This window comes from Streptomyces sp. NP-1717 (assembly GCF_022695985.1).
Classification (GTDB): Bacteria; Actinomycetota; Actinomycetes; order Streptomycetales; family Streptomycetaceae; genus Streptomyces.
The window spans coordinates 1-20,480 of the sequence record NZ_JAAPBF010000076.1 but is presented as its reverse complement, the minus strand read 5'-3'; the positions used below and the strand labels follow the sequence as shown (position 1 = coordinate 20,480).

17 protein-coding genes are annotated in these 20,480 nt (G+C 72.7%); 10 read left to right on the top strand and 7 right to left on the bottom strand.

Annotated features, from left to right (window positions below; translation table 11 throughout):
• Positions 1–61 precede the first annotated feature (61 nt).
• The 3 genes from GXP76_RS17525 to GXP76_RS17515 all read left to right on the top strand — a co-directional run bounded on the left by GXP76_RS17525 (position 62) and on the right by GXP76_RS17515 (position 7,079).
• The gene (locus tag GXP76_RS17525; protein WP_242572468.1) at positions 62–1,162 is read left to right on the top strand and encodes a magnesium and cobalt transport protein CorA; all 1,101 of its coding nucleotides are present in this window, start codon (positions 62–64) and stop codon (positions 1,160–1,162) included.
• A gap of 159 nt (positions 1,163–1,321) precedes the next feature.
• Positions 1,322–3,562, top strand: coding sequence for an excinuclease ABC subunit UvrA (locus GXP76_RS17520; RefSeq protein WP_242572480.1), 2,241 nt, complete (start codon positions 1,322–1,324; stop codon positions 3,560–3,562).
• Between the two features lie 130 nt (positions 3,563–3,692).
• Positions 3,693–7,079: a hypothetical protein gene (locus GXP76_RS17515; RefSeq protein WP_242572467.1), complete on the top strand. Its 3,387-nt coding sequence runs from the start codon at positions 3,693–3,695 to the stop codon at positions 7,077–7,079.
• A gap of 228 nt (positions 7,080–7,307) precedes the next feature.
• Here GXP76_RS17515 and GXP76_RS17510 read toward each other — a convergent pair whose 3' ends face one another.
• A complete protein-coding gene (locus GXP76_RS17510; RefSeq protein WP_242572466.1) occupies positions 7,308–8,738 on the bottom strand; it encodes an NAD(P)/FAD-dependent oxidoreductase in 1,431 nt (476 codons plus the stop codon).
• Between the two features lie 81 nt (positions 8,739–8,819).
• Here GXP76_RS17510 and trxA point away from each other — a divergent pair, with 81 nt between their 5' ends.
• The gene (trxA, locus tag GXP76_RS17505) at positions 8,820–9,293 is read left to right on the top strand and encodes a thioredoxin (protein ID WP_374361420.1); all 474 of its coding nucleotides are present in this window, start codon (positions 8,820–8,822) and stop codon (positions 9,291–9,293) included.
• 25 nt (positions 9,294–9,318) lie between these two features.
• Here trxA and GXP76_RS17500 read toward each other — a convergent pair whose 3' ends face one another.
• The 3 genes from GXP76_RS17500 to GXP76_RS17490 form a co-directional block, all read right to left on the bottom strand.
• A complete protein-coding gene (locus GXP76_RS17500) occupies positions 9,319–10,509 on the bottom strand; it encodes a thiolase family protein (protein ID WP_242572479.1) in 1,191 nt (396 codons plus the stop codon).
• A gap of 144 nt (positions 10,510–10,653) precedes the next feature.
• Positions 10,654–10,959, bottom strand: a complete 306-nt coding sequence (locus tag GXP76_RS17495) for a hypothetical protein (protein WP_242572464.1) — start codon at positions 10,957–10,959, stop codon at positions 10,654–10,656.
• Between the two features lie 58 nt (positions 10,960–11,017).
• Positions 11,018–12,115 carry a LacI family DNA-binding transcriptional regulator gene (locus GXP76_RS17490; protein WP_374361417.1) on the bottom strand — a complete coding sequence of 366 codons (1,098 nt, stop codon included), beginning with the start codon at positions 12,113–12,115 and terminating at the stop codon, positions 11,018–11,020.
• A gap of 175 nt (positions 12,116–12,290) precedes the next feature.
• Between GXP76_RS17490 and GXP76_RS17485 the strand changes: the two genes are divergently transcribed.
• Positions 12,291–12,998 carry an alpha/beta fold hydrolase gene (locus tag GXP76_RS17485; protein ID WP_242572462.1) on the top strand — a complete coding sequence of 236 codons (708 nt, stop codon included), beginning with the start codon at positions 12,291–12,293 and terminating at the stop codon, positions 12,996–12,998.
• Between the two features lie 96 nt (positions 12,999–13,094).
• The gene (locus tag GXP76_RS17480) at positions 13,095–13,568 is read left to right on the top strand and encodes a type II toxin-antitoxin system PemK/MazF family toxin (RefSeq protein ID WP_242572461.1); all 474 of its coding nucleotides are present in this window, start codon (positions 13,095–13,097) and stop codon (positions 13,566–13,568) included.
• On the opposite strand, the gene GXP76_RS17475 is transcribed toward GXP76_RS17480, so the two are convergent.
• Positions 13,553–14,464 carry a TIGR02452 family protein gene (locus tag GXP76_RS17475; protein WP_242572460.1) on the bottom strand — a complete coding sequence of 304 codons (912 nt, stop codon included), beginning with the start codon at positions 14,462–14,464 and terminating at the stop codon, positions 13,553–13,555. The two genes, GXP76_RS17480 and GXP76_RS17475, sit on opposite strands and share 16 nt — an antisense overlap.
• 164 nt (positions 14,465–14,628) lie before the next feature.
• Here GXP76_RS17475 and egtA point away from each other — a divergent pair, with 164 nt between their 5' ends.
• From egtA to egtD, 4 genes are read left to right on the top strand one after another with little or no spacing between them, the layout of a single operon-like run.
• The gene (egtA, locus tag GXP76_RS17470; protein ID WP_242572459.1) at positions 14,629–15,903 is read left to right on the top strand and encodes an ergothioneine biosynthesis glutamate--cysteine ligase EgtA; all 1,275 of its coding nucleotides are present in this window, start codon (positions 14,629–14,631) and stop codon (positions 15,901–15,903) included.
• On the top strand, positions 15,900–17,291 hold the full coding sequence (egtB, locus tag GXP76_RS17465) for an ergothioneine biosynthesis protein EgtB (RefSeq protein ID WP_242572458.1): 1,392 nt from the start codon (positions 15,900–15,902) through the stop codon (positions 17,289–17,291). Before egtA ends, egtB begins: the two co-directional genes overlap by 4 nt.
• Positions 17,291–18,046: an ergothioneine biosynthesis protein EgtC gene (gene egtC / locus GXP76_RS17460; protein ID WP_242572457.1), complete on the top strand. Its 756-nt coding sequence runs from the start codon at positions 17,291–17,293 to the stop codon at positions 18,044–18,046. Before egtB ends, egtC begins: the two co-directional genes overlap by 1 nt.
• Positions 18,043–19,005 (top strand): L-histidine N(alpha)-methyltransferase, encoded by a 963-nt coding sequence (gene egtD, locus GXP76_RS17455; RefSeq protein WP_242572456.1) that lies wholly within the window; start codon positions 18,043–18,045, stop codon positions 19,003–19,005. Before egtC ends, egtD begins: the two co-directional genes overlap by 4 nt.
• On the opposite strand, the gene GXP76_RS17450 is transcribed toward egtD, so the two are convergent.
• Both GXP76_RS17450 and GXP76_RS17445 read right to left on the bottom strand, forming a co-directional pair.
• Positions 18,900–19,820, bottom strand: coding sequence for a 1-acyl-sn-glycerol-3-phosphate acyltransferase (locus GXP76_RS17450; protein WP_242572455.1), 921 nt, complete (start codon positions 19,818–19,820; stop codon positions 18,900–18,902). The genes egtD and GXP76_RS17450 overlap by 106 nt on opposite strands.
• On the bottom strand, positions 19,817–20,480 hold a 664-nt coding region (locus GXP76_RS17445; RefSeq protein WP_242572454.1), incomplete at its 5' end, for a GNAT family N-acetyltransferase. The genes GXP76_RS17445 and GXP76_RS17450, both read right to left, overlap by 4 nt.

Here is a 20,480-nt window from a genome sequence, read left to right as displayed (position 1 = left end):
GACGCCCTCCGAAGGTGGTGGCAGACTGGCCGCCGGTCCTTCGAACGGAGCCCCTGTGCCCATGATCCGTCGCCTCCGCCGGGCGGTACGGCGCGTCTACCGCAGCACCGTCGACCTCAGTCATCCGGCCCGGTCGCCGCTCGGCAGCGCCGTCGTCAACTGCGTGGTCTACGAGGGCGGCATACGGCAGCCGGGCGACTGCCCGGCCGAGGAAGCCGTACGACGGGTCCGGAAGTCCGGCAGGGGCTTCGTCTGGATCGGTCTGCACGAGCCGGACGAAGCCGAGTTCAAGGGCCTCGCCGATCTGTTCGGGCTCCATCCGCTCGCCGTCGAGGACGCCGTGCACGCGCATCAGCGGCCGAAGGTGGAGAGTTACGACGGGGCGCTGTTCGCGGTCTTCAAGACCTGCCGCTACGTCGAGCACGAAGTGCTCACCGCCACCAGTGAAGTGGTGGACACGGGCGAACTGATGGTCTTCACGGGACCGGACTTCGTGATCACGATCAGGCACGGCAGGCACGGTTCGCTCGGCCCCCTCAGGGAGCGGCTGGAGGCAGCGCCCGAGCGGCTGGCCATGGGCACGTCGTCCGTCCTGCACGCGATCGCCGACCAGGTGGTCGACGACTGCCTCGCCGTCGCCGACGCCGTCCAGGACGACATCGACCGTGTCGAGAGCGAGGTCTTCAACGAGGCTGCGGGCCGGGCGGGCCGAGCCGCCCGGGGTGACGCCGGGCGCATCTACCAGCTCAAGCGGGAACTGCTGGAGCTGAAGCGGGCCGTGGCGCCGCTCGACCGGCCGCTCGACACGCTGGCCAACCGGTCGTTGCCGGGTGTCACCGCCGACGTACGGCCGTACTTCCGTGACGTCGCCGATCATCTGGCCCGGCTCACCGATCAGATCGCCGCGTTCGACACTCTGCTGGACTCCATCCTCCAGGCGCATCTCGCACAGGTGACCGTCACGCAGAACGAGGACATGCGCAAGATCACCGCGTGGGCCGCGATCATCGCCGTGCCGACCATGGTCTGCGGCATCTACGGGATGAACTTCGAGCACATGCCCGGCCTGGGGTGGACGTACGGCTACCCGGCCGTCGTCGCGCTGATGGCGACGGCCTGCTACGTCCTCCACCGCAGCTTCCGCCGCAACGGCTGGCTGTAGCGGCCACACCTCACGCAGACCGGGAACGGCACCTCCAGGAGTCGCATCACCTTCTGATCGAAAATATGTGCGATCTGTACTGGGTACGGTGTACGCTGGGCGCTCGCCGAGCCACCCGAGGAGCAGTCCGTGAACATCCCAGCCGCCGACAGTCACAACGTGATCCAGGTCCGCGGGGCCCGCGAGAACAACCTGAGGGAGGTCTCGCTCGACATCCCGAAGCGCCGGCTCACGGTCTTCACCGGCGTCTCGGGTTCCGGCAAGTCCTCGCTGGTCTTCGGCACGATCGCAGCCGAGTCCCAGCGCCTGATCAACGAGACGTACACGGCGTTCATCCAGTCGTTCATGCCGAGCATGGGCCGGCCCGACGTCGACTCGCTGCACAATCTGAGCGCCGCGATCGTGGTCGACCAGGAGCGGATGGGCGCCAACTCCCGTTCCACGGTGGGTACGGCGACCGACGCGTACACCATGCTGCGGATCATCTTCAGCCGGCTCGGCACCCCGCACATCGGGACCTCGACCGCCTTCAGCTTCAACGCCGCCGAAGGCATGTGCGCCGAGTGCGAGGGGATCGGCCAGGTCTCGAAGATCGACATCGACCAGCTGGTGAACCGCGAACTCTCCCTGAACGAAGGCGCGATCACCGTCCCCGGCTTCCAGGTGGACGCCTGGTACTGGCAGATCATGGTCGCCTCGGGCTTCTACGACCCGGACAAGAAGCTCAAGGACTTCACCCCCGAGGAGTGGGAGGTCTTCCTCCACAAGACCGCGACCAAGGTCAAGGTCGGCTCCAACAACATGACGTACGAAGGGCTCGTCACCAAGGTCAACCGGACGATCCTGGTCAAGGACCGGGATTCGATGCAGGCCCCGGTCAGGGCTTTCGTGGACCGTGCCGTGGTCTTCGCCGAGTGCCCGTCCTGCGGCGGCAGCCGGCTCAGCGCCGCCGCGCTGTCCTCCAAGGTCAACGGCGCGAACATCGCGGAGTGTTCGGCGATGCAGATCAGCGATCTGGCCGAGTACGTACGGAAGATCGACGACCCGGGCGTCGCGCCGCTGCTCGGCAGTCTGCGGGATCTGCTGGAGTCGCTGGTCGAGATCGGGCTCGGCTATCTGAGCCTGGACCGCGTCTCGTCCTCGCTCTCCGGCGGTGAGGCGCAGCGCGTGAAGATGGTGCGGCATCTGGGCTCCAGCCTCACCGACGCCACGTACATCTTCGACGAGCCGACGATCGGGCTGCACCCGCACGACATCCGGCGGATGAACGACCTGCTGCTGCGGCTGCGGGACAAGGGCAACACGGTGCTGGTCGTGGAGCACAAGCCCGAGGTCATCGCGATAGCCGATCACGTGGTGGATCTCGGCCCCGGCGCCGGGACGGCGGGCGGGCGGATCTGTTACACGGGGGACGTGGCGGGGCTGCGCGCCTCGGACACCCTGACCGGCCGGCATCTCGAACACCGCGCGCGGCTGCGGGAGTCGGTGCGCGAGCCCGACGGGCATTTGTCGATCGAGGGCGCCGATCTGCACAATCTGAAGAACGTGAGCGTCGGCATCCCGACCGGTGTGCTGAGCGTGATCACCGGGGTCGCGGGGTCGGGGAAGTCCTCACTGATCCACGGCTATCTCTCCCACAGGGACGGCGTGGTGGTCGCGGACCAGTCGCCGATCCGTGGTTCGCGCCGCAGCAACCCGGCCACCTACACAGGGCTGCTGAGCCCCATCCGTACCGCCTTCGCCAAGGCCAACGGCGTCAAGGCGGCGCTGTTCAGCGCGAATTCGGAGGGTGCCTGCCCCAACTGCAACGGTCTCGGGCTCGTCTACACCGACCTCGCGATGATGGCGGGCGTGGCCTCGGTCTGCGAGGAGTGCGAGGGCAAGCGGTTCACGCCTCAGGTGCTCACCTACCGGCTGAACGGCAAGAACATCAGCGAAGTGCTCTCCATGTCGGTCGCGGAGGCGTACGACTACTTCCCCGGCGGGCAGGCTCGCGCGATCCTCGGCCGGCTCAACGACGTGGGGCTGAGCTATCTGCGGCTCGGACAGCCGCTGAACACCCTGTCGGGCGGTGAGCGGCAGCGCCTGAAGCTGGCGATCCAGATGGCGGAGAAGTCGTCCGTCTACATCCTGGACGAGCCGACGACCGGGCTGCACATGGCGGACGTGGACAAGCTGCTCGCGCTGCTCGACCGGCTGGTGGACGCGGGCAACACGGTGATCGTCATCGAGCACCACCAGGCGGTGATGGCGCACGCGGACTGGCTGGTCGACCTGGGGCCGGGCGGCGGGCACGACGGCGGGCAGGTCGTCTTCACCGGTACGCCGGCCGATCTGGTGGCGCACTCGGACACGGTCACGGCGCGGCATCTGCGGGAGTACGTCGGTACGGACGCGTAGTCCGGGCGGTACCGGACGGGCCCGGCGGAACCGCGGCAACGACCGCGCGTCGCCGCCGGGCCCGCACGCGCCTGCCGGGCCCGCACAAATCCGGTGGGCCGGCGGCGCCTCCACCGGCACAATCACGGTCATGTCACTCACGGTCGACCGTCTGCTTGTCGCACTCGAACCGCTGTCGTATCCGGATCGCCTCAAGCACCTTGCCCACCAAGCCCGTTCACTCCACCCCACCGAGGAACTGCCCTCCCTGGTGGAGGAGTTGGCGGGACGCGGCATCTACGAGCAGCGGCTCGCGGCGTTCGCCGCGCTGGCCGGCCGGCACATCGACTTCCTGGCCGGGCGGCTGACCGACCGGGACCCGGTGGTCCGGGCGTACGCGCTGCGGGCGGCCCGCACACTGCCGTTCCCGGACTCGGCGATCGAGGCCGCGTACGAGGACGCCTCGGCCGACGCGCGGCAGCGGCTGGGCGAGGTCGTGCTGGCGAGCGGGCGTACGGCGCTGGCCGAGCGGCTGGTCCCGAGGCTGCGCGAGCAGTGGGGTGATCACACGGCGGCCAAGCTGCTGCCCGTCTGCTCGCCGGAGTTCGTGGCGGCGGCCCTGCCGGAACTCTCCTACGCCCTCGACTCCTGGACCAGGATGGGCCTCAACTTCCCCGATCAGGTGCTCGATCACGCCGAGCGGGACCTCGCGGACCGGCCGCGTGCCGAACGCGACACCGCCTGGCACCGGTACGCGGAAGGGGTGGCCGCGGCCGTCTCCGCCCGCGCCGGACGGGTGCTGTCGATGCTGGAGCGGCACCGGCCCGGTGTACTCCCCGAGGCTCTCATCGCGCGGCTGAACGAATTCGTGGCCGTCGACGCGGAGCGCACCGTACGGCTGCTGATCCCGGCGGACGGGGGCGGGCCGTCGTACCCACCGCTTCCGTCGGCGTCCGTCCTGCGGCGGATCGTGCGGGCCGACCCTCCCTCGCTGCCCGCGCTCGGCCGCCACTGGATCGGGCGCCCGCACTTCGCCGTGCTGCTGAAGGCCCTGCCGCCGCACCGCCGGAGCGACTTCCTCGACCTGGCGACGGCGGGTGTCGAGAGCACGGACGCCGACGACGTACTGCCGGTGCTCGGCCTGCTGCAGCGTGAACGCCGCTGGGCCGAGGCCCGCCGCTGGGCGGCCCGGCGGCGCGAGACGGGCGGGTCCTGGTACGAGGTCCTGGAACTGGTCGCGTACGGGCCGGTCGCCGAGGCGCGCGCCGAACTGCTCGCGGGGACCCGCCGCCCGGACGCGGGTGACCGCGCGCGTGCCTGGCCGCTGCTGATCGTCAACGCCGCCCGTACGCGCGACTCCGCGGCCGTGCGCGAGATGCTGGCCGAGCTGCCTCGGCTGCGCAACGAACAGGATCCGGTGCGCCACGCCGCCCTCGGCGCGCTCGCCGAGGTGCGCCCCGACCTGTTCACGGCGGACTCCACGGAGCCGCTGGACCGGATCCTCCGGGACGCCCTGGAGGCGCGGGACATCTCCTACGGCACGAGGGAGGCCGTCCGGAGCCTGGCGATCGCCCTGCTGCGCGAGAACGCGGCGGACGGTGAACCAGCCCTGGTGGCCTGGTCGTTGGGCGCGCTGGAGCGGATCGCCGCGTATGTCGGGGTGGGGTATCTCGGCCCGCTCGACCGTGCGCTGCGGCGCGGCCAGGAACATCAGGTGCTCGACGCGCTGCGCCCGTGGCTGGACGCGGCGATGAACAAGGCCGACTACCGGCTGCTGTTCACACTGACCGCTTCGCTCGGCCGGCGGGCCCATCGGATGCCGGTGCTCCAGGGGTTGCTCGAAGAGGCACTCAAGTACGGCGACGACGCCGCGTTCACGACGGCGGTGAGGTACTGGCTGGAGCCGCCTTCGGGCCGGCACGAGCGGGTGGCCAGGATTCTTGAGCTCGAACCGTCGGCGGCCGTACTCGACCCGGTCGAGCGGGTTCTGACGGAGCGTCGGATCGATTTGCTGGACGTGCTGCTCGGCGGGCCGCCGCCGTACGGCCGATTCCTCAAGCGCGGGCGCCGTCGGCCGCTGCCCGAACTGCGCCTCGCCGCACGCTGGTTGCCGCGCCAGCAGGCGGCGGCGGGCGCCATGGCCGCTGCGGCGGCGGACGACGAGTCGCAGCCGCTCCACAGCCGGGCGGCGGCGATCCGGGCCGCCGCGACGGTTCCGGAGCACGGGCGGGCCCTCGCCCTGCGGTACGCCGAATCCCAGGAGGTGGTGCTGGCCGAGGCCGCGCTGGCCGCGCTCGTGTGGGCGGACCAGCCGCAGGACGCGCTTCCCGTGCTGCTGGCCCACGTCGGTGACGACCGCGCGCGGGTCGCCGTGCACGCGGCGACGCGCGCCACGCGCTTCGCCGCGCCCTCCCGGCTCGCCGAGCAGCTGGGCGCGGTGCTCACCGCCGACGAGGGTGTGAAGGTGACGAGCCGTAAGGAGGCGGTACGGCTGGCGGCCACACGCCTGCCGCTCCCCCGCGCGGCGGCTCTGCTGGCCGCTGCCTTCGCCGCGCCGCCCCGGCACCCCGACGTACAGGCGACGGTGGTGGCTTTCTCGGCCGAGCTGCTCTCCGAGGAGGAGACGTGGTCGCTGCTCGCGGCGGCCACCGAAGGCGCGCCGCAGGTGCTCCAGGCGGTCGTACGGCCCGCGGCCTGGTCCCTGCCGGAGATCCACCGGCCCCGCTACGCACGACTGGTGGGCGAGGTGTGCCGGTCGGCGGACCCGGAAGCGGCGACGGCAGGACTGCGCGTACTGCCCCTGTGGGCGCGGTACGCCCCCGATGTGGTCGACGGCCTGTCCGCGCGGGTCACCGACCTCGGTGAGGCGGCCGGGACGCGCGCGGTCCGGCAGGCCGCCGTGACGGCGATCGGCCGGCTCGCCGTCTCCGGTCTGCCGCACCCCGTCGGCGGCGCGGCGCCGGGAAGCCCGCTGCACGACGCGCTGACGGCGCTGCTCCCGGCGATCGCCGCGGGCGAGCCGGACGCTCCCGACGACCGGGACCTCCCGGCCCGACAGCGTGCGCTCGCGCTGCTGCGTGCCCTGCCGGACCGGCCGGTTCGCGAGATACATCCGGTGCTGGAGGCAGTGGCGGCGCTGCTCGCCGACGAGCCGTCACTGGCCGGGGCCCGCGCGGACGTGCTCCGCGCCCTGGTGGACCCGGACGCCGGACTTCCCGAACTCACCGCGCGACTGGGGGACTTGGCGGCGAACGCGGCAGGCCGCCCCGCCCTCGCGGCGGCCACGGCGTACCAACTGCGCGGCCGGTTCGGCTCCGGCCCGCTGCCGTCCGCCCCGTCGACGGTCCTGACCGCCGCGACCCGGCTGACCACCACCGGCGACCCGGCCACCGGTCTGCTGGCCGTCGCCCTGGTCTCCGCGACGGGCAACCGCCTGGGCTGGCCCACCGAATGGCGCACCTCCCTGCGCGCGCTCCGCACCCACCCGTCACCGGACGTGCGGGACGCGGCGCTGGGGGTGGTCTTCCGGGCGGAGTGAAGTGGTGCGGCGGTCGGCTTCGGTGGGCCGGTCCACGGCTGCGGATCTTCGGGGGTCGGCCCGGGCGTCCGGGGCGCGGTGCCTCGCAAGAAGGAGGACCGGGGTCCTGGGTGAACCGGCCGTACCCGGACTCCTCCGAGAACCTGGCCGAAGCGGCGCGTGCCGCCCGGGACTGGCCGGGCGATCCGCCCGAGGGGGCCTACCGGCCAAGCGTCGGCCCGGCCGCCCTCAGGCGTCCCGGTACGTCTCCAGCAGCCGCAGCCAGATCTCGCTGATCGTCGGGTAGGACGGGACCGCGTGCCACAGGCGGGCGATCGGGATCTCGCCGACGACCGCCACCGTGGCCGAGTGGAGCAGTTCGCCGACGCCGGGGCCCACGAAGGTCACTCCCCGCAGGATCTCGCTGTCCAGGTCCACGATCATCCGGGCGCGGCCCCGGTAGCCGTCCGCGTACAGGCTCGTGCCCGCGACATTGGCCATGTCGTAGTCCACCGCGCGCACACGGTGGCCCGCCTGCTCGGCCTCCTTGAGGCTGAGGCCGACCGAGGCGGCCTCCGGCTCGGTGAAGACGACCTGGGGGACGGCGGCGTGGTCGGCCGTCGCCGCGTGGGCTCCCCAGCGGTCGTCCTCCAGCAGGGGGACGCGCTGGGCCCTGGCGCCGATGGCGGCGCCCGCGATGCGGGCCTGGTACTTGCCCTGGTGGGTGAGGAGCGCGCGGTGGTTGACGTCGCCGACCGCGTAGAGCCAGTCGCTGCCCTCGACGCGGCAGCTGTCGTCGACCGCCAGCCAGCCCGCTTTCAGCCCGACGGTGTCCAGCCCGATGTCCTCGGTACGGGGCGCCCGGCCGGTCGCGAAGAGGATTTCGTCCGCCTCGATCCGCTCACCGGTGTCGAGGACCACCGTGACCGGTCCGCTGCCGCCGTCGCGCTCGACCGAGGCGACCGAGACGCCCGTACGTACGGAGGCGCCCGCTTCCTTCAGTGAGTCGGCGATCAGCTCTCCCACGAAGGGCTCCATACGGGGCAGCAGACCGTCGCCCCGTACGAGAAGGGTGACGGTCGAGCCGAACCCCTGGTAAGCCGTGGCCATCTCGACGCCGACCACTCCCCCGCCGACGACCACCAGCCGGTCCGGCACGCTCCGGGAGCTGGTCGCCTCGCGGCTCGTCCAGGGCTTCGCGCCCGCCAGGCCCGGCAGGTCGGGCACGATCGCGCTGGTGCCGGTGCAGACGGCGACCGCGTGGCGGGCGGTGAGGACCTGGACCCCGCCCTCGGGGTCGGTGACGGTCACCCGCTTCTCGCCGTCGAGCCGGCCGTGGCCCCGGTGGAGCACGGCGCCGATCGAGTCGAGCCACGCGACCTGGCCGTCGTCCTTCCAGTGCGCGGTGAACCCGTCACGGTGGGCGAACACGGCCGGCACGTCGAGCGGGCCCTGTACGGAGGGGCTCAGACCGGGCACCCGGCGTGCCTCCGCCCGGGCGATCACCGGGCGCAGCAGGGCCTTGCTCGGCATGCACGCCCAGTAGGAGCACTCGCCGCCGACCAGCTCGCTCTCGACGATCGCCGCGCTCAGTCCGGCCGCCCGGACGCGGTCGGCGACGTTCTCCCCGACCGGTCCGGCACCCAGCACCACGACGTCGTACTCAATGGGTTCCGTCATGGGGACAGTCTGGTGCGATGCCCGGCGCATGGCCACACGATCTTCGGGAATGGGCCAGGAATACGGCGGTGGTGCGCACCGTTGTCCGAGGCGGCTTCATCCGGAGAGAACAGGAAGAGGTATCAGGTCATGGCCACTGTGGAACTCACCAAGGAGAACTTCGACCGGACGGTGTCGGAGAACGACTTCATCCTGATCGATTTCTGGGCTTCCTGGTGCGGTCCGTGCCGTCAGTTCGCCCCGGTGTACGAGAAGGCGTCCGAGCGCCACGACGACCTGGTCTTCGCCAAGGTCGACACGGAGGCGCAGCAGGAGCTGGCAGCGGCGTTCGAGATCCGTTCCATCCCGACGCTGATGATCGTCAGGGACAACGTCGCGGTCTTCGCCCAGCCCGGCGCGCTGCCCGAGACGGCCCTGGAGGACGTGATCGGGCAGGCGCGCGCACTCGACATGGAAGAGGTGCGCAAGTCGGTCGCCGAGGCGGAGGCCGCCGCGAAGGCACAGGCCCCGTCCCCGGGTGACGGCACCGGCCCCGGGACCGCGGCGAGCGCGTAAGGGCGAGGGGCGAGGGGCCCGCGCGTCAGCGTTCCAGTACGAGCGCGAGTCCCTGGCCGACACCGATGCACAGGGCGGCGAGACCGGTCCCCGAGCCGGCCGCCGCCAGTTGATGGGCGACGGACCCGGCCAGGCGCGCGCCGGAGGCACCCAGCGGGTGACCGATGGCGATCGCGCCGCCGCGCGGGTTCACGACAGCGGGGTCCAGCTCCGGCCATTCGGCGAGACAGCCCAACGACTGGGCGGCGAAAGCCTCGTTGAGTTCGAACGTGGTGAGGTCGGCGAAGTCCCGGCCCGCCTTCGCCAGCGCGCGGCGCACCGCCTCGACCGGGCCGAGGCCGAAGAGCTGCGGCTCGATGCCGGTGACGGCGGAGGTCCTGATCCGGGCGAGGGGTTCGCGCCCCGTCGCGCGCAGTCCCTCCTCGTCGACGAGGAGCAGGGCGGCGGCCCCGTCGTTGAGCGGTGAGGCGTTGCCCGCCGTGACCGTTCCCTCGCCCTCCTTACGGAAGCTGGGCCTGAGCCTGCCGAGCGCTTCGAGGGAGGTGTTGTCGCGGACGCACTCGTCACGTACGAGTTCCACTCCCGCGTACGGCACCACCTCCGCGTCGTAGAGTCCCTCGCTCCACGCGCGGGCCGCCTTGCGGTGGCTCTCCAGCGCGAACGCGTCCTGTGCCTGCCTGGTGATCGCGTGCTTGTCGGCGATCAGTTCGGCGCCCTCGCCGAGCGGGACCGTCCACTCGGCGGGCATCGCCGGGTTGGTCATGCGCCAGCCGAGCGTCGTGGAGTGCAGTTGCTGGTGCCCGGCGGGAAAGGCGCGCTCGGGCTTCTGGAGCACCCAGGGAGCGCGCGACATGGACTCGACGCCGCCCGCGACGACGATCGACGCGTCGCCGAGCGCGACGGCGCGCGCCGCCTGGATGACCGCTTCGAGTCCCGAGCCGCAGAGCCGGTTGACGGTGACGCCGGGGACGGTCACGGGCAGCCCGGCGAGCAGCGCGGCCATGCGCGCCACGTCGCGGTTGTCCTCACCGGCGCCGTTGGCCGCGCCGAGCACCACGTCGTCGATCCTGGCCGGGTCGAGTTCCGGTGTGCGGTCCACGAGCGCCCGCACGACATGGGCGGCGAGATCGTCCGGCCGTACGGAGGAGAGAGCGCCGCCGAACTTCCCGATCGGTGTGCGGACGGCGTCGACGACGTAGACGTCGCGAATGGTCATCGGATCGCTCATCGGGTCTCTCCCCTTCGGTCAGCTGTTCGCTCGCGCACTCTTTCATGGGAGGCGCGCGAAGCGGCGAGGGGAGTAGGGGCGGCGGGGCGTCCTTGGGAGGACGGGCCGGCCGACCGGTCCACGCGCGGGAGGCTACGCGAGACCGGGTGGCGTGTCCGGGTCGGCGGGGGCGTCCACGACGCGCGCCGACAGCCCGTAGTCCACCTCGTAGCCGTCGATCAGCAGCCCCTCGACGGTGCGGGTCTCCGGGTCGATGTCCGCGACCATGCCGCCGCCCTCGTAGTGCGGGTAACCGGACTCACCGGTCTCCCCCGTCGCCTCCACGACGGCGGAGCGCAGGGCGGTAGCCGCGTCCGGCGGGCCGGTGCGGCCGTCGGTGTGCTCCGGCACCAGCAGGATCTCGAAGCGCCGCGGATAGGGGTGCCAGTGAGTGCTCATGCTGGTGACGCTAGACAACGGCCGCGGGCCGCGCATGTCGTCCGGGGGCGGGGCCTCGTCAGGTCGACTCGCGCCGTACCGCCCGTGCCCCCATCAGATCGTGCCGCTCCGGTTCCCCGCCGGGGTCGCGCACCACACGGTCGACCAGGGCCGCCAGCCGCTGCCCGGTGACGAGATCGATCCGCACGGTGGAGAGGCGGGGCCGCAGCAGTCTGCCGAGGAGGAGGTCGTCGGCGCCGAGGACCGCCGTGTCGCCGGGGACGGCGACACCGGCGTCCTGGAGCGCCCGCATCAGGAGCATCGCGTACTCGTCGTTGTAGGCGTAGACGGCGTCGAGGCCGAGGCCGTCCCAGCGGGCGGCGAGCCGGGCCGCCGACTCCTCGGTGTAGGACAGCGGCAGCGGTTCGGCGCGGGCGCCGGTGGACGACGCCGCGGCGGCGGCCCGCGCGCCGGCGAGTCTGGGTTCCGAGAAGAGGTCGAGGCCCGGCTCCTCGGGCATCACCACCCCGATCCGGCGGCGTCCGCGCTCCAGCAGGTGCTCCACGGCGCGGGCGCCGATCTCGCGCTGGTCCATGACCAGGGCGTGCGCGCCCTCGACGCGCCGCGGGCCAAGGGTGATGACGGCCTTCGCGCCGGAGCGCTTGAGTATCTCCACCCCCTGGGGGGTGAGGGCGATCTCGCCGAGGGAGACGACGGCGACGGGGCGCAGTTCCGCCCAGGCGCGCGCCGCCTCGTCGCCGTCGAGGCCGAGGCTGCCGTACTGGACGACGGTGTAGTCCAACCGCCGCAGCGCCCACTGGAGTTCGTCGAGGAAGCGGCTGTAGAGGGGGCCGACGGGGACGTGCGCGGTGGGGAGCAGGACAATTCTGGTGTGTCCCGCGCGCAGGCTGCGCGCGGCGGCGTGGGGGACGTACGCCAGCTCCTCGGCGGCCTCGCGGACCTTGCGCCGGGTGGGCTCGCTGATCCGTACGGCGGAGGTGTTGTTGAGGACGTACGAGACGGTGGCCCGGGAGACTCCGGCCAGGCGGGCGACGTCGGCGCTGGTGGGGACGGGAGGGCCGGCCGTACGGCGGCGACGTTCGGCGGGCGGTTCGGACCGTCGCGGGGAGGGCTGTGCGGACGACCGCGGGGAGGACTGTTCAGGTAACTGGCTCATCGCCCTCGGCATCTTTCCAGACGGCGCGCCGAAGAATTCCGGGGCCCGTCGTCCCGCGGGGTCACCGCACGTGAGACGCGCGACGTGCTCCGTCCCGGCGCAACTCCCGTGTGTTGGGCACCTTCCCTACCTTCGGCGCGTCTTGCGACGCGCCTTCCTACAGAGAGGGATCGTCTTGCGACTGCACACCCACACCTGGGGCGGGGGCGACCGCGTCGCCCTCCTGATCCACGGCATCATGGCCGACCACCGGACATGGCGGCGGGTGGGGCCCGCACTGGCCGCGCGCGGACTGCGCGTGATCGCCGTCGATCTGCGCGGCCACGGCGCCAGCGGCCGAGGTCCCTACGGGCCGGGGGACTTCGCCGACGACCTCGTCGAGACGCTGCCCGCCGGCGCGGAGGTGGCGATCGGCCACTCCCTGGGCGGGATGGCACTGGCGCTCGCGGTGGAGCGACTGGCGCCGCGCCGCGCGGTCTACTGCGATCCGGCCTGGCGTCTGCCGGGCCCGCCGGCGGGCGCCACCGAGAGCGAGGGGCCCGCGCGGCTGGCGGCGGCCAAGACGCTCCCGCGCGAGGAGATAGCCGCGCTCAACCCTCGTTGGGAGGAAGCGGACGTGGACCTGGAGGTGGCGAGCCTCGCCGTGTGGGACGAGGCGACGGCGTACGGCATCGCCCCGGCCTTCGGCGCGGATCTGCGGCCCGTCCGGCCGGTGGTCCCCTCGCTGGTGACGACCGCGGATCCGAGCCCGATGATCTCGCCCGCCGACGCGGCGGAACTGCGTGCGCGGGGTTTCGAGGTCCGTACGGTCGAGGGCGCGGGACACACGGCGCACCGTGACGATTTCGACGCGTTCATGGCCTCGCTGGAGGGCTGGGTCTGAAACCGGGGCGAAGGCGGGGCCGAGCGGACGTGCGAGGAGGGTTCCGGACCGCCCCCGGTCGGCGCCCGGGGGCGGCGACGCTCTACCTTCGACCGGATGAAGCCCTTCACCGAATCCGGCGCCCCCGACCACTCCCCCGATGCCGAACTCCCCGGCCGGAGCGGTCCGTCGGCCACCACCGAGGCCGAACCCCGTGACGTCGGGCCCGTCCGCACCTCGTACGCGCCCGACCGGGACGGCGACCCCGATCCCGGCGAGATCGTCTGGACCTGGGTGCCGTACGAGGAGAACGACGGGCGCGGCAAGGACCGGCCGGTGCTCGTGGTGGCCCGCGAACCCGCCGGGACCCTGCTGGCCGTCCAGCTCTCCAGCAAGCGCCACGACCGCGACCACGAGTGGGTGCCGATCGGGGTCGGGCCGTGGGACCGGCGGGGGCGCGAGTCGTGGGTCGATCTGGACCGGGTGCTGCGGATCCACGACGCGGGCATGCGACGTGAGGCGTGCGCGCTGGACCGGGCGCGTTTCGACCGGGTCGTGGGGCGGCTGCGGGAGCGTTACGGCTGGCGCTGAGCCGGCGCGGCCGAGCCGTCCGCCGGCGCGGTCGTGGGCGCGGTCGGCCCGGTCGCGAGTTCGGCCGCGAACGTGCCGCGGAATGCCTCCAGCGTGGCCGAATCAGCCGTCCGGTCGAGCACCGCGAAGACGACCTCGTCGAAGTGGCCGGCGAACCGGCCGCCGCCGCCTTCGGGGGACCTGACGAGCAGCGCCCGGAACGCGCCGGCCACCCTCGCCGGGTCGTTGCGGAAGACGCCGCAGCCCCACGCCCCGAGCACCAGCCGCCGGTAGCCGCCCGCCACCGCCACCTCCAGGACGCGTTCGGCGCGGGAGTCGAGCGCGGCCGGAATTCGATGGCTCTCCTGCGGGTGGTCGCGCTTGACGATCCCGGCGTTCGGGGCGGGCGAGGTGAGGAAGCCGACGGTGAACGGGGCGTCCAGCAGCCGGCCCCGGTCGTCGCGGAAGACCGGTACGCCGGGCGAGTGGATCACGCGGTCGCTGTAGAACGGGCTGCGGTCGGCCCGGTGGTGCGCGTAGTAGCCGGGGGCCCGCAACAGGGTGGCGTAGAGGGCGGAGGCCCGGCAGAGCGCCTCTTCCTGGGCCTGTGCTCCGTTCAGGTAGCCGCCGCCCGGGTTGCGCGCGGAGGCGAAGTTCAGGACCGCCACGGGGCCTGCCGAGGCCGAGGTCATCCGCCGGGCGGCCTGGAGGCTGCTCTCGCCCGTGACCTCGAAGGATGTCGTACGGGAGGTGTCCGGGGTGACCGGTACGGGCTCCGGGCCGTACAGCCGGGTCCCTTCGGCGGCGGCCTCCAGGAGCGCGGTGAGCGGCACCTGACGCCCGTCCCGCGCGCGGTATCCGCCCGCCCCGACGATCTCCTCGGTGTCCTTCGCGATCCCCCGCAGCCGTGCGCTCATGACAGGCATCGTCCGTCAGGAAACGCGCCCGGAGCAACCATGTTTTCCCCCCGCAGGGGCACTCTTGTGCGGAGCGGCGGGAGTGGCCTTAGGTTGGACGAAGCGCTCCGCCCCGGCCCCCGGGGACGGGGTCCGGTCACGGTCTTCGACAGGAGGATCCGACCATGTCGTCGGACGAATTCGCAGCTGAGGGCCCGTCTCTCAACGAGGATGACGCCGAGGCGCTGCTGCGCGGCATATGTTTCAAGACAGGGCCGCCCCGCGTCGTCGGTGTTGAACTGGAATGGCTCGTTCACGATCTGTACGACCCCGAACTCCCCGTTCGGACCGCGCGTCTCGACAAGGCCTTCGGTGGCCTGCGGGACCTCCCCCTGCGATCGGCGCTGACGTTCGAACCGGGTGGCCAGCTGGAGCTCAGCTCGGCGCCCGCGGCCTCCCTGATGGAGTGTGTCGACTCCACCGCGGCGGACCTCGCCGCCGTACGCCGCGAACTGCGTACGGCCGGTCTCACGCTCACCGGCCTCGGACAGGATCCGTGGCACTCACCGGGCAGGCTCCTCCAGGAGCCCCGGTACGACGCGATGGAGACCTACCTCGACCGGATCGGCCCCTCGGGCCGCGCCATGATGCGTTCCTCCGCCTCCATCCAGGTCTGCCTCGACGCGGGTACCGAGGAGCCGGGCCCGCTCGGCTACGGCAGGCGCTGGCAGCTCGCCCATCTGCTGGGCGCGGTGCTGGTGGCCGCCTTCGCCAATTCACCCGTCCAGGCCTGCCGGGCCACCGGCTGGCGCTCCACCCGGCAGGCGCTGTGGACGGACCTGGACCCGGCGCGTACCAAATCGCCCGACACGCGGCGGGAGCCGCGCCGCGCCTGGGCGGCGTACGCCCTGGACGCGCCGGTGATGTGCGTGCGGACGGCGGACGGCCCCTGGGACGTCCCCGAGGGGCTGACCTTCCGTGACTGGATCCGGTCGGGCCTGCCGCGCCCGCCGGTGCGCGCCGATCTCGACTACCACATCACCACCCTGTTCCCCCCGGTGCGTCCGCGCGGCCATCTGGAGCTGCGGATGATCGACGCCCAGCGGGGGGACGACGGCTGGATGGTGCCACTGGCGGTGACCACCGCCCTCTTCGACGACGCCGAGGCCGCCGAGACGGTGTACCGCACCGTCAAATCGCTCGCCGAGACGGCCGGCCCCCTGCCCGCGCCGGGCAATCCGCTCTGGATCACGGCGGCCAGGGACGGGCTCACCGATCCCGAGCTGCACGCGGCGGCGGTGGAGTGTTTCGCCGCCGCGCAGGAGGCGCTGCCCCGTACGGGTGCCACCGAGGCCGTACGGGAGGCCGTCGCGGCCTTCAACGAGCGGTACGTCGTGCCGGGCCGCTGCCCCGCCGACGACATGGACGTTCCCGTGACCGGGAAGGAGCTCCGCACATGACCGAGCACGCCGGGACACCGGCCGAGACCGCGGACAGGACGACCGGCGGGTCCGCCGACGGGATACCGGGCGGCGAGGACGTGGAGGCGCTGCGACGGCGGGCCGTCGACGCGCTGACCACCGCCCGTGACCGCACCGCGCTGCTGACCTCCTGCGTGGACGAGCCCGAACTGACCGCGCAGCACTCGCCGTTGATGTCACCGCTGGTCTGGGACCTGGCCCATATCGGCAATCAGGAGGAGCAGTGGCTGCTCCGCAACGTCGGCGGCCGTGCGGCCGTCCGGCCGGAGATCGACTCCGTGTACGACGCGTTCGAGCATCCCAGGGCGCTGCGTCCGACGCTTCCGCTGCTCGCCCCGGCGGAGGCGCGCGCGTACGCCTCCGACGTCCGGGGCCGGGTCATGGACATCCTCGGCAGCAGCGCGCTGCGGGGCGGTCCGCTGCTGGACGCCGGATTCGCCTTCGGCATGATCGCGCAGCACGAACAGCAGCACGACGAGACGATGCTGATCACCCATCAGCTGCGGCGGGGCCCCGCCGCGCTCACGGCGCCCGAGCCGCCTGCCCCCGATCCGGCCGACGTGGCGGAGCTGCCGGGTGAAGTGCTCGTGCCGGCCGGGCAGTTCACGATGGGCACCTCGGCCGAACCGTGGGCCCTGGACAACGAGCGGCCCGCGCACCACCGGCTCGTGCCCGCGTTCCACCTGGACACGGTGCCGGTGACCAACGGCGACTATCTGCGCTTCATCGAGGACGGCGGTTACACGCGGGAGCGCTGGTGGGCCCCGGAGGGCTGGGCGCAGATCCGGGAACACTCCGTCACCGCACCGCTGTTCTGGCGGCGCGAGGCCGGGCAGTGGCTGCGACGGCGGTTCGGGGTGGTCGAGCCCGTCCCCTCCGACGAGCCGGTGCTGCATGTCAGCTGGTACGAGGCGGACGCGTACGCGCGCTGGGCCGGGCGGCGGCTGCCGACGGAGGAGGAGTGGGAGAAGGCGGCCCGGCACGACCCGGCCACCGGCCGCTCCCGGCGCCATCCGTGGGGCGACGAGGACCCGACGCCCGAGCACGCCAACCTCGGCCAGCGCCATCTGCGGCCGGCGCCCGCGGGCAGCTATCCGCGAGGCGCGTCGCCGCTGGGCGTACGGCAGTTGATCGGCGACGTGTGGGAGTGGACGTCGAGCGACTTCCTGCCGTACCCCGGCTTCGCCGCCTTCCCCTACCGGGAGTACTCCGAGGTGTTCTTCGGCGGTGCGCACAAGGTGCTGCGCGGTGGCTCGTTCGCCGTGGACCAGGTGGCGTGCCGCGGCACCTTCCGCAACTGGGACCTGCCGGTGCGCCGGCAGATCTTCGCCGGTTTCCGTACCGCGCGCACCGCGGGAGATGTGTGATGTGCCGTCATATCGCTTATGTGGGAGTGCCGTTGTCGCTCCGCGAGGTGCTGATCAGCCCCGAGTACGCGCTGTACCGGCAGTCCTGGGAGCCGCGCAGGCAGCGGTACGGGACGGTCAACGCCGATGGTTTCGGGGTCGGCTGGTACGCGGACGGCGACCCGGTGCCCGCGCGCTACCGCCGTACCGGGCCCATCTGGGGCGATCAGAGCGTGGTCGACCTGGCCAGGGCGGTCCGCAGTGGTGCGGTGCTCGCGGCCGTGCGGGACGCCACCGAGTCGGGCTCGGACGGTGAGGCCGCGGCGGCGCCGTTCGCGTCCGGGCCGTGGCTCTTCAGCCACAACGGCGCCGTGCGCGGCTGGCCGTCGAGCCTGGCGCCACTGGCCGCCACCCTCTCTTCCGCCGAGCTGCTGTCGCTGGACGCCCGCACCGACTCGGCGCTCGTGTGGGCGCTGGTGCTGCACCGGCTGCGGGACGGTGACGGAATGGGCCAGGCCCTGTCCGACACGGTCCTGGAGGTGGCCGGGGCGGCCCCCGATTCCCGGCTGAACCTGCTGCTCACGGACGGTGCGACGATCACCGCGACCGCCTGGGGCGACACGCTCTGGTATCTCACCGAGCCGGGCCGGGGCACCGTCGTCGCCTCGGAACCGTACGACGACGATCCGCGCTGGTGCGAGGTCCCCGACCACACACTGCTGGCGGCGACCCGCACCGACGTCCTGCTCACCCCCCTCAAGGAGCCACCCGCGTGAGCCCGTACCTGCTGACCCGCACCCTGCCCGAGGACGCCACCGACGCCGCGCTGCGCGCCGATGTGCTGCGGGGGCTGACCCGAAGCCCCAAGTCCCTGCCGCCCAAGTGGTTCTACGACGCCAGGGGCAGTGAGCTCTTCGAGGAGATCACCGGGCTCGACGAGTACTACCCGACCCGCGCCGAGCGGGAGATCCTGCTCGCCCGCGCGCCGGAGATCGCCGTGGCGACGGGGGCCCGCACCCTGGTCGAACTGGGCTCCGGTTCCTCGGAGAAGACCCGGCACCTGCTCGACGCGCTGCCGCTGCTGCGCGGTTACGTACCGGTGGACGTGAGCGAGAGCGCGCTCACCGGCGCGGCCGACGCGCTGCTCGCCGAGCGGCCGGACCTCCAGGTGCACGCGCTGATCGCCGACTTCACCAAGGACATGGAGCTGCCGGCGATGCCGGGGCCGCTGCTGATCGCGTTCCTCGGCGGCACGATCGGCAATCTGCTCCCCGACGAGCGCGCGGAGTTCCTCACGGCCGTGCGCGCGCTGCTCGCGCCCGGTGACGCGCTGCTCCTCGGGACGGACCTGGTCAAGGACGAGTCGGTACTGGTCAGGGCCTATGACGACGCGTCAGGTGTGACGGCCGCCTTCAACAAGAACGTCCTGGCCGTCGTCGACCGCGAGCTGGGCGCCGACTTCGACCCGGCGGACTTCGACCATGTGGCGCGCTGGGACCGCGAACAGCAGTGGATCGAGATGCGGCTGAGGGCGCGCCGGGACCTCACCGTGAAGATTCCCGAGCTGGATCTGGTCGTCACTTTCGAGGCGGGTGAGGAGCTGCGGACGGAAGTGTCGGCGAAGTTCACTCAGGAGCGTGTCCGCACCGAACTGACCGGTGCGGGTATGAAGTTGACGAACTGGTGGACCGACGAGGCCGGGCGGTTCGCGCTGTCCCTGGCGACGGCGGTCTGAGCGGCACGGGCCAGCGAGCGGCGGTCCGCGTGGTGCGCGGCGGGGATCGGGGGAAGTACCTCGATCTCCGCCGTGAGCCCGCGGGCCAGCACGATCCGCCACAGTGAGACGGCGAGCGGATCGTCGCCGACGAAGGCGGCGGGACCCAGCGGACGGTAGCCGATCCGTACGGGGCGGACGGGCGCGCCCGCGTCCAGCGCGGCCTGGAACATGGCCGCGGTGAAGCGTCCCTGGTCCCTGCCGCACCAGGTACTGCCTTCGGGGAAGACGATCACGCGGGATCCCGCGCGCAGGGCGTCCGCCACGTCCCGTACGGTGTCGGGCAGCGCGCGGAGCCGGTCGCGCTCCACGAAGAGCGTGCCGCCGCGCGCGGCGACGGTGCCGAGGACGGGCCAGCGCCGGATGTCGCTCTTGGCCAGCACCCGCCCCGGGAACAGGGTCGCGACGAGCGGGATGTCCAGCCAGGAGATGTGGTTGGCGACGACGAGCACCCCGCCGGGCGCGTCGGGCAACGACGTGTCGGACACCTGCCCGTCGGGCGCCGGCCTGTCGGGCAACGGCGTGGGGGACGGGCCGTCGGTCCGGATGCGCAGCCCGAAGGCCCGGATCACCGTACGCGTCCACCCTCTGGTCAGGCGGTCGCGCCGGCCGGCGCCGAGCAGGGCGACCGGCGGGACGAGCAGGATCCCGAGGATGACGACTCCGAGACCGGCCAGCAGCCGTACGGACGCGGCGACCGTGCCCCGGCGCAGGGCGTCCGGCCGGGGCGCGCAGAGCTGCGGGGTGCAGGGCGCGACGGGCAGCCAGGCGCTCATCGTGCCGGGGCGAGCGAGAGGAAGTGCCGCAGATAGCGGGGGTTGGTGCGGCGCAGCGAGAGCAGGACGTACAGGTCGGCGACCCCGAACTCCGGGTCGTGCGCGGGCGCGCCGCAGACCCAGGCGCCGAGCCGCAGATAGCCGCGGAGCAGCGCGGGCAGTTCGGCGCGTGCGGCCGGGACGGTGGCGCTGTCCGGGGTCCAGAGCCGGTGGGGGGTGACCCAGTACTCCTGCGGCGCGAGGTTGCGGTCCTTGACGGTGTTCCAGGTCGCCGAGGCGAGGGAGCCGCCGTCGCTCAGCGGGAGGGAGCAGCAGCCGGCCATCCAGTTGTGGCCGGTGCGGGTCATGTAGCGGGCGAGCCCGGCCCATATGAGTGCGATGACGGCGCCGTTGCGGTGCAGGGGGTGGACGCAGGAGCGGCCGACCTCCACGAGGTCGTCGCGTATGTGGTCGAGCCGCTGGAGGTCGAACTCGCTCTCGGAGTAGAGCCGTCCGGCGACCCGGGCGCGGTCGGGCGGCAGCAGCCGGTACGTCCCGACGACCTCGCCGGTCCCGGCCTCGCGTACCAGCAGGTGGTCGCAGTAGGCGTCGAAGGCGTCGCCGTCGAGGCCGGGTTCGGGACCGTCGACGAGGGCGCCCATCTCACCGGCGAAGACCAGG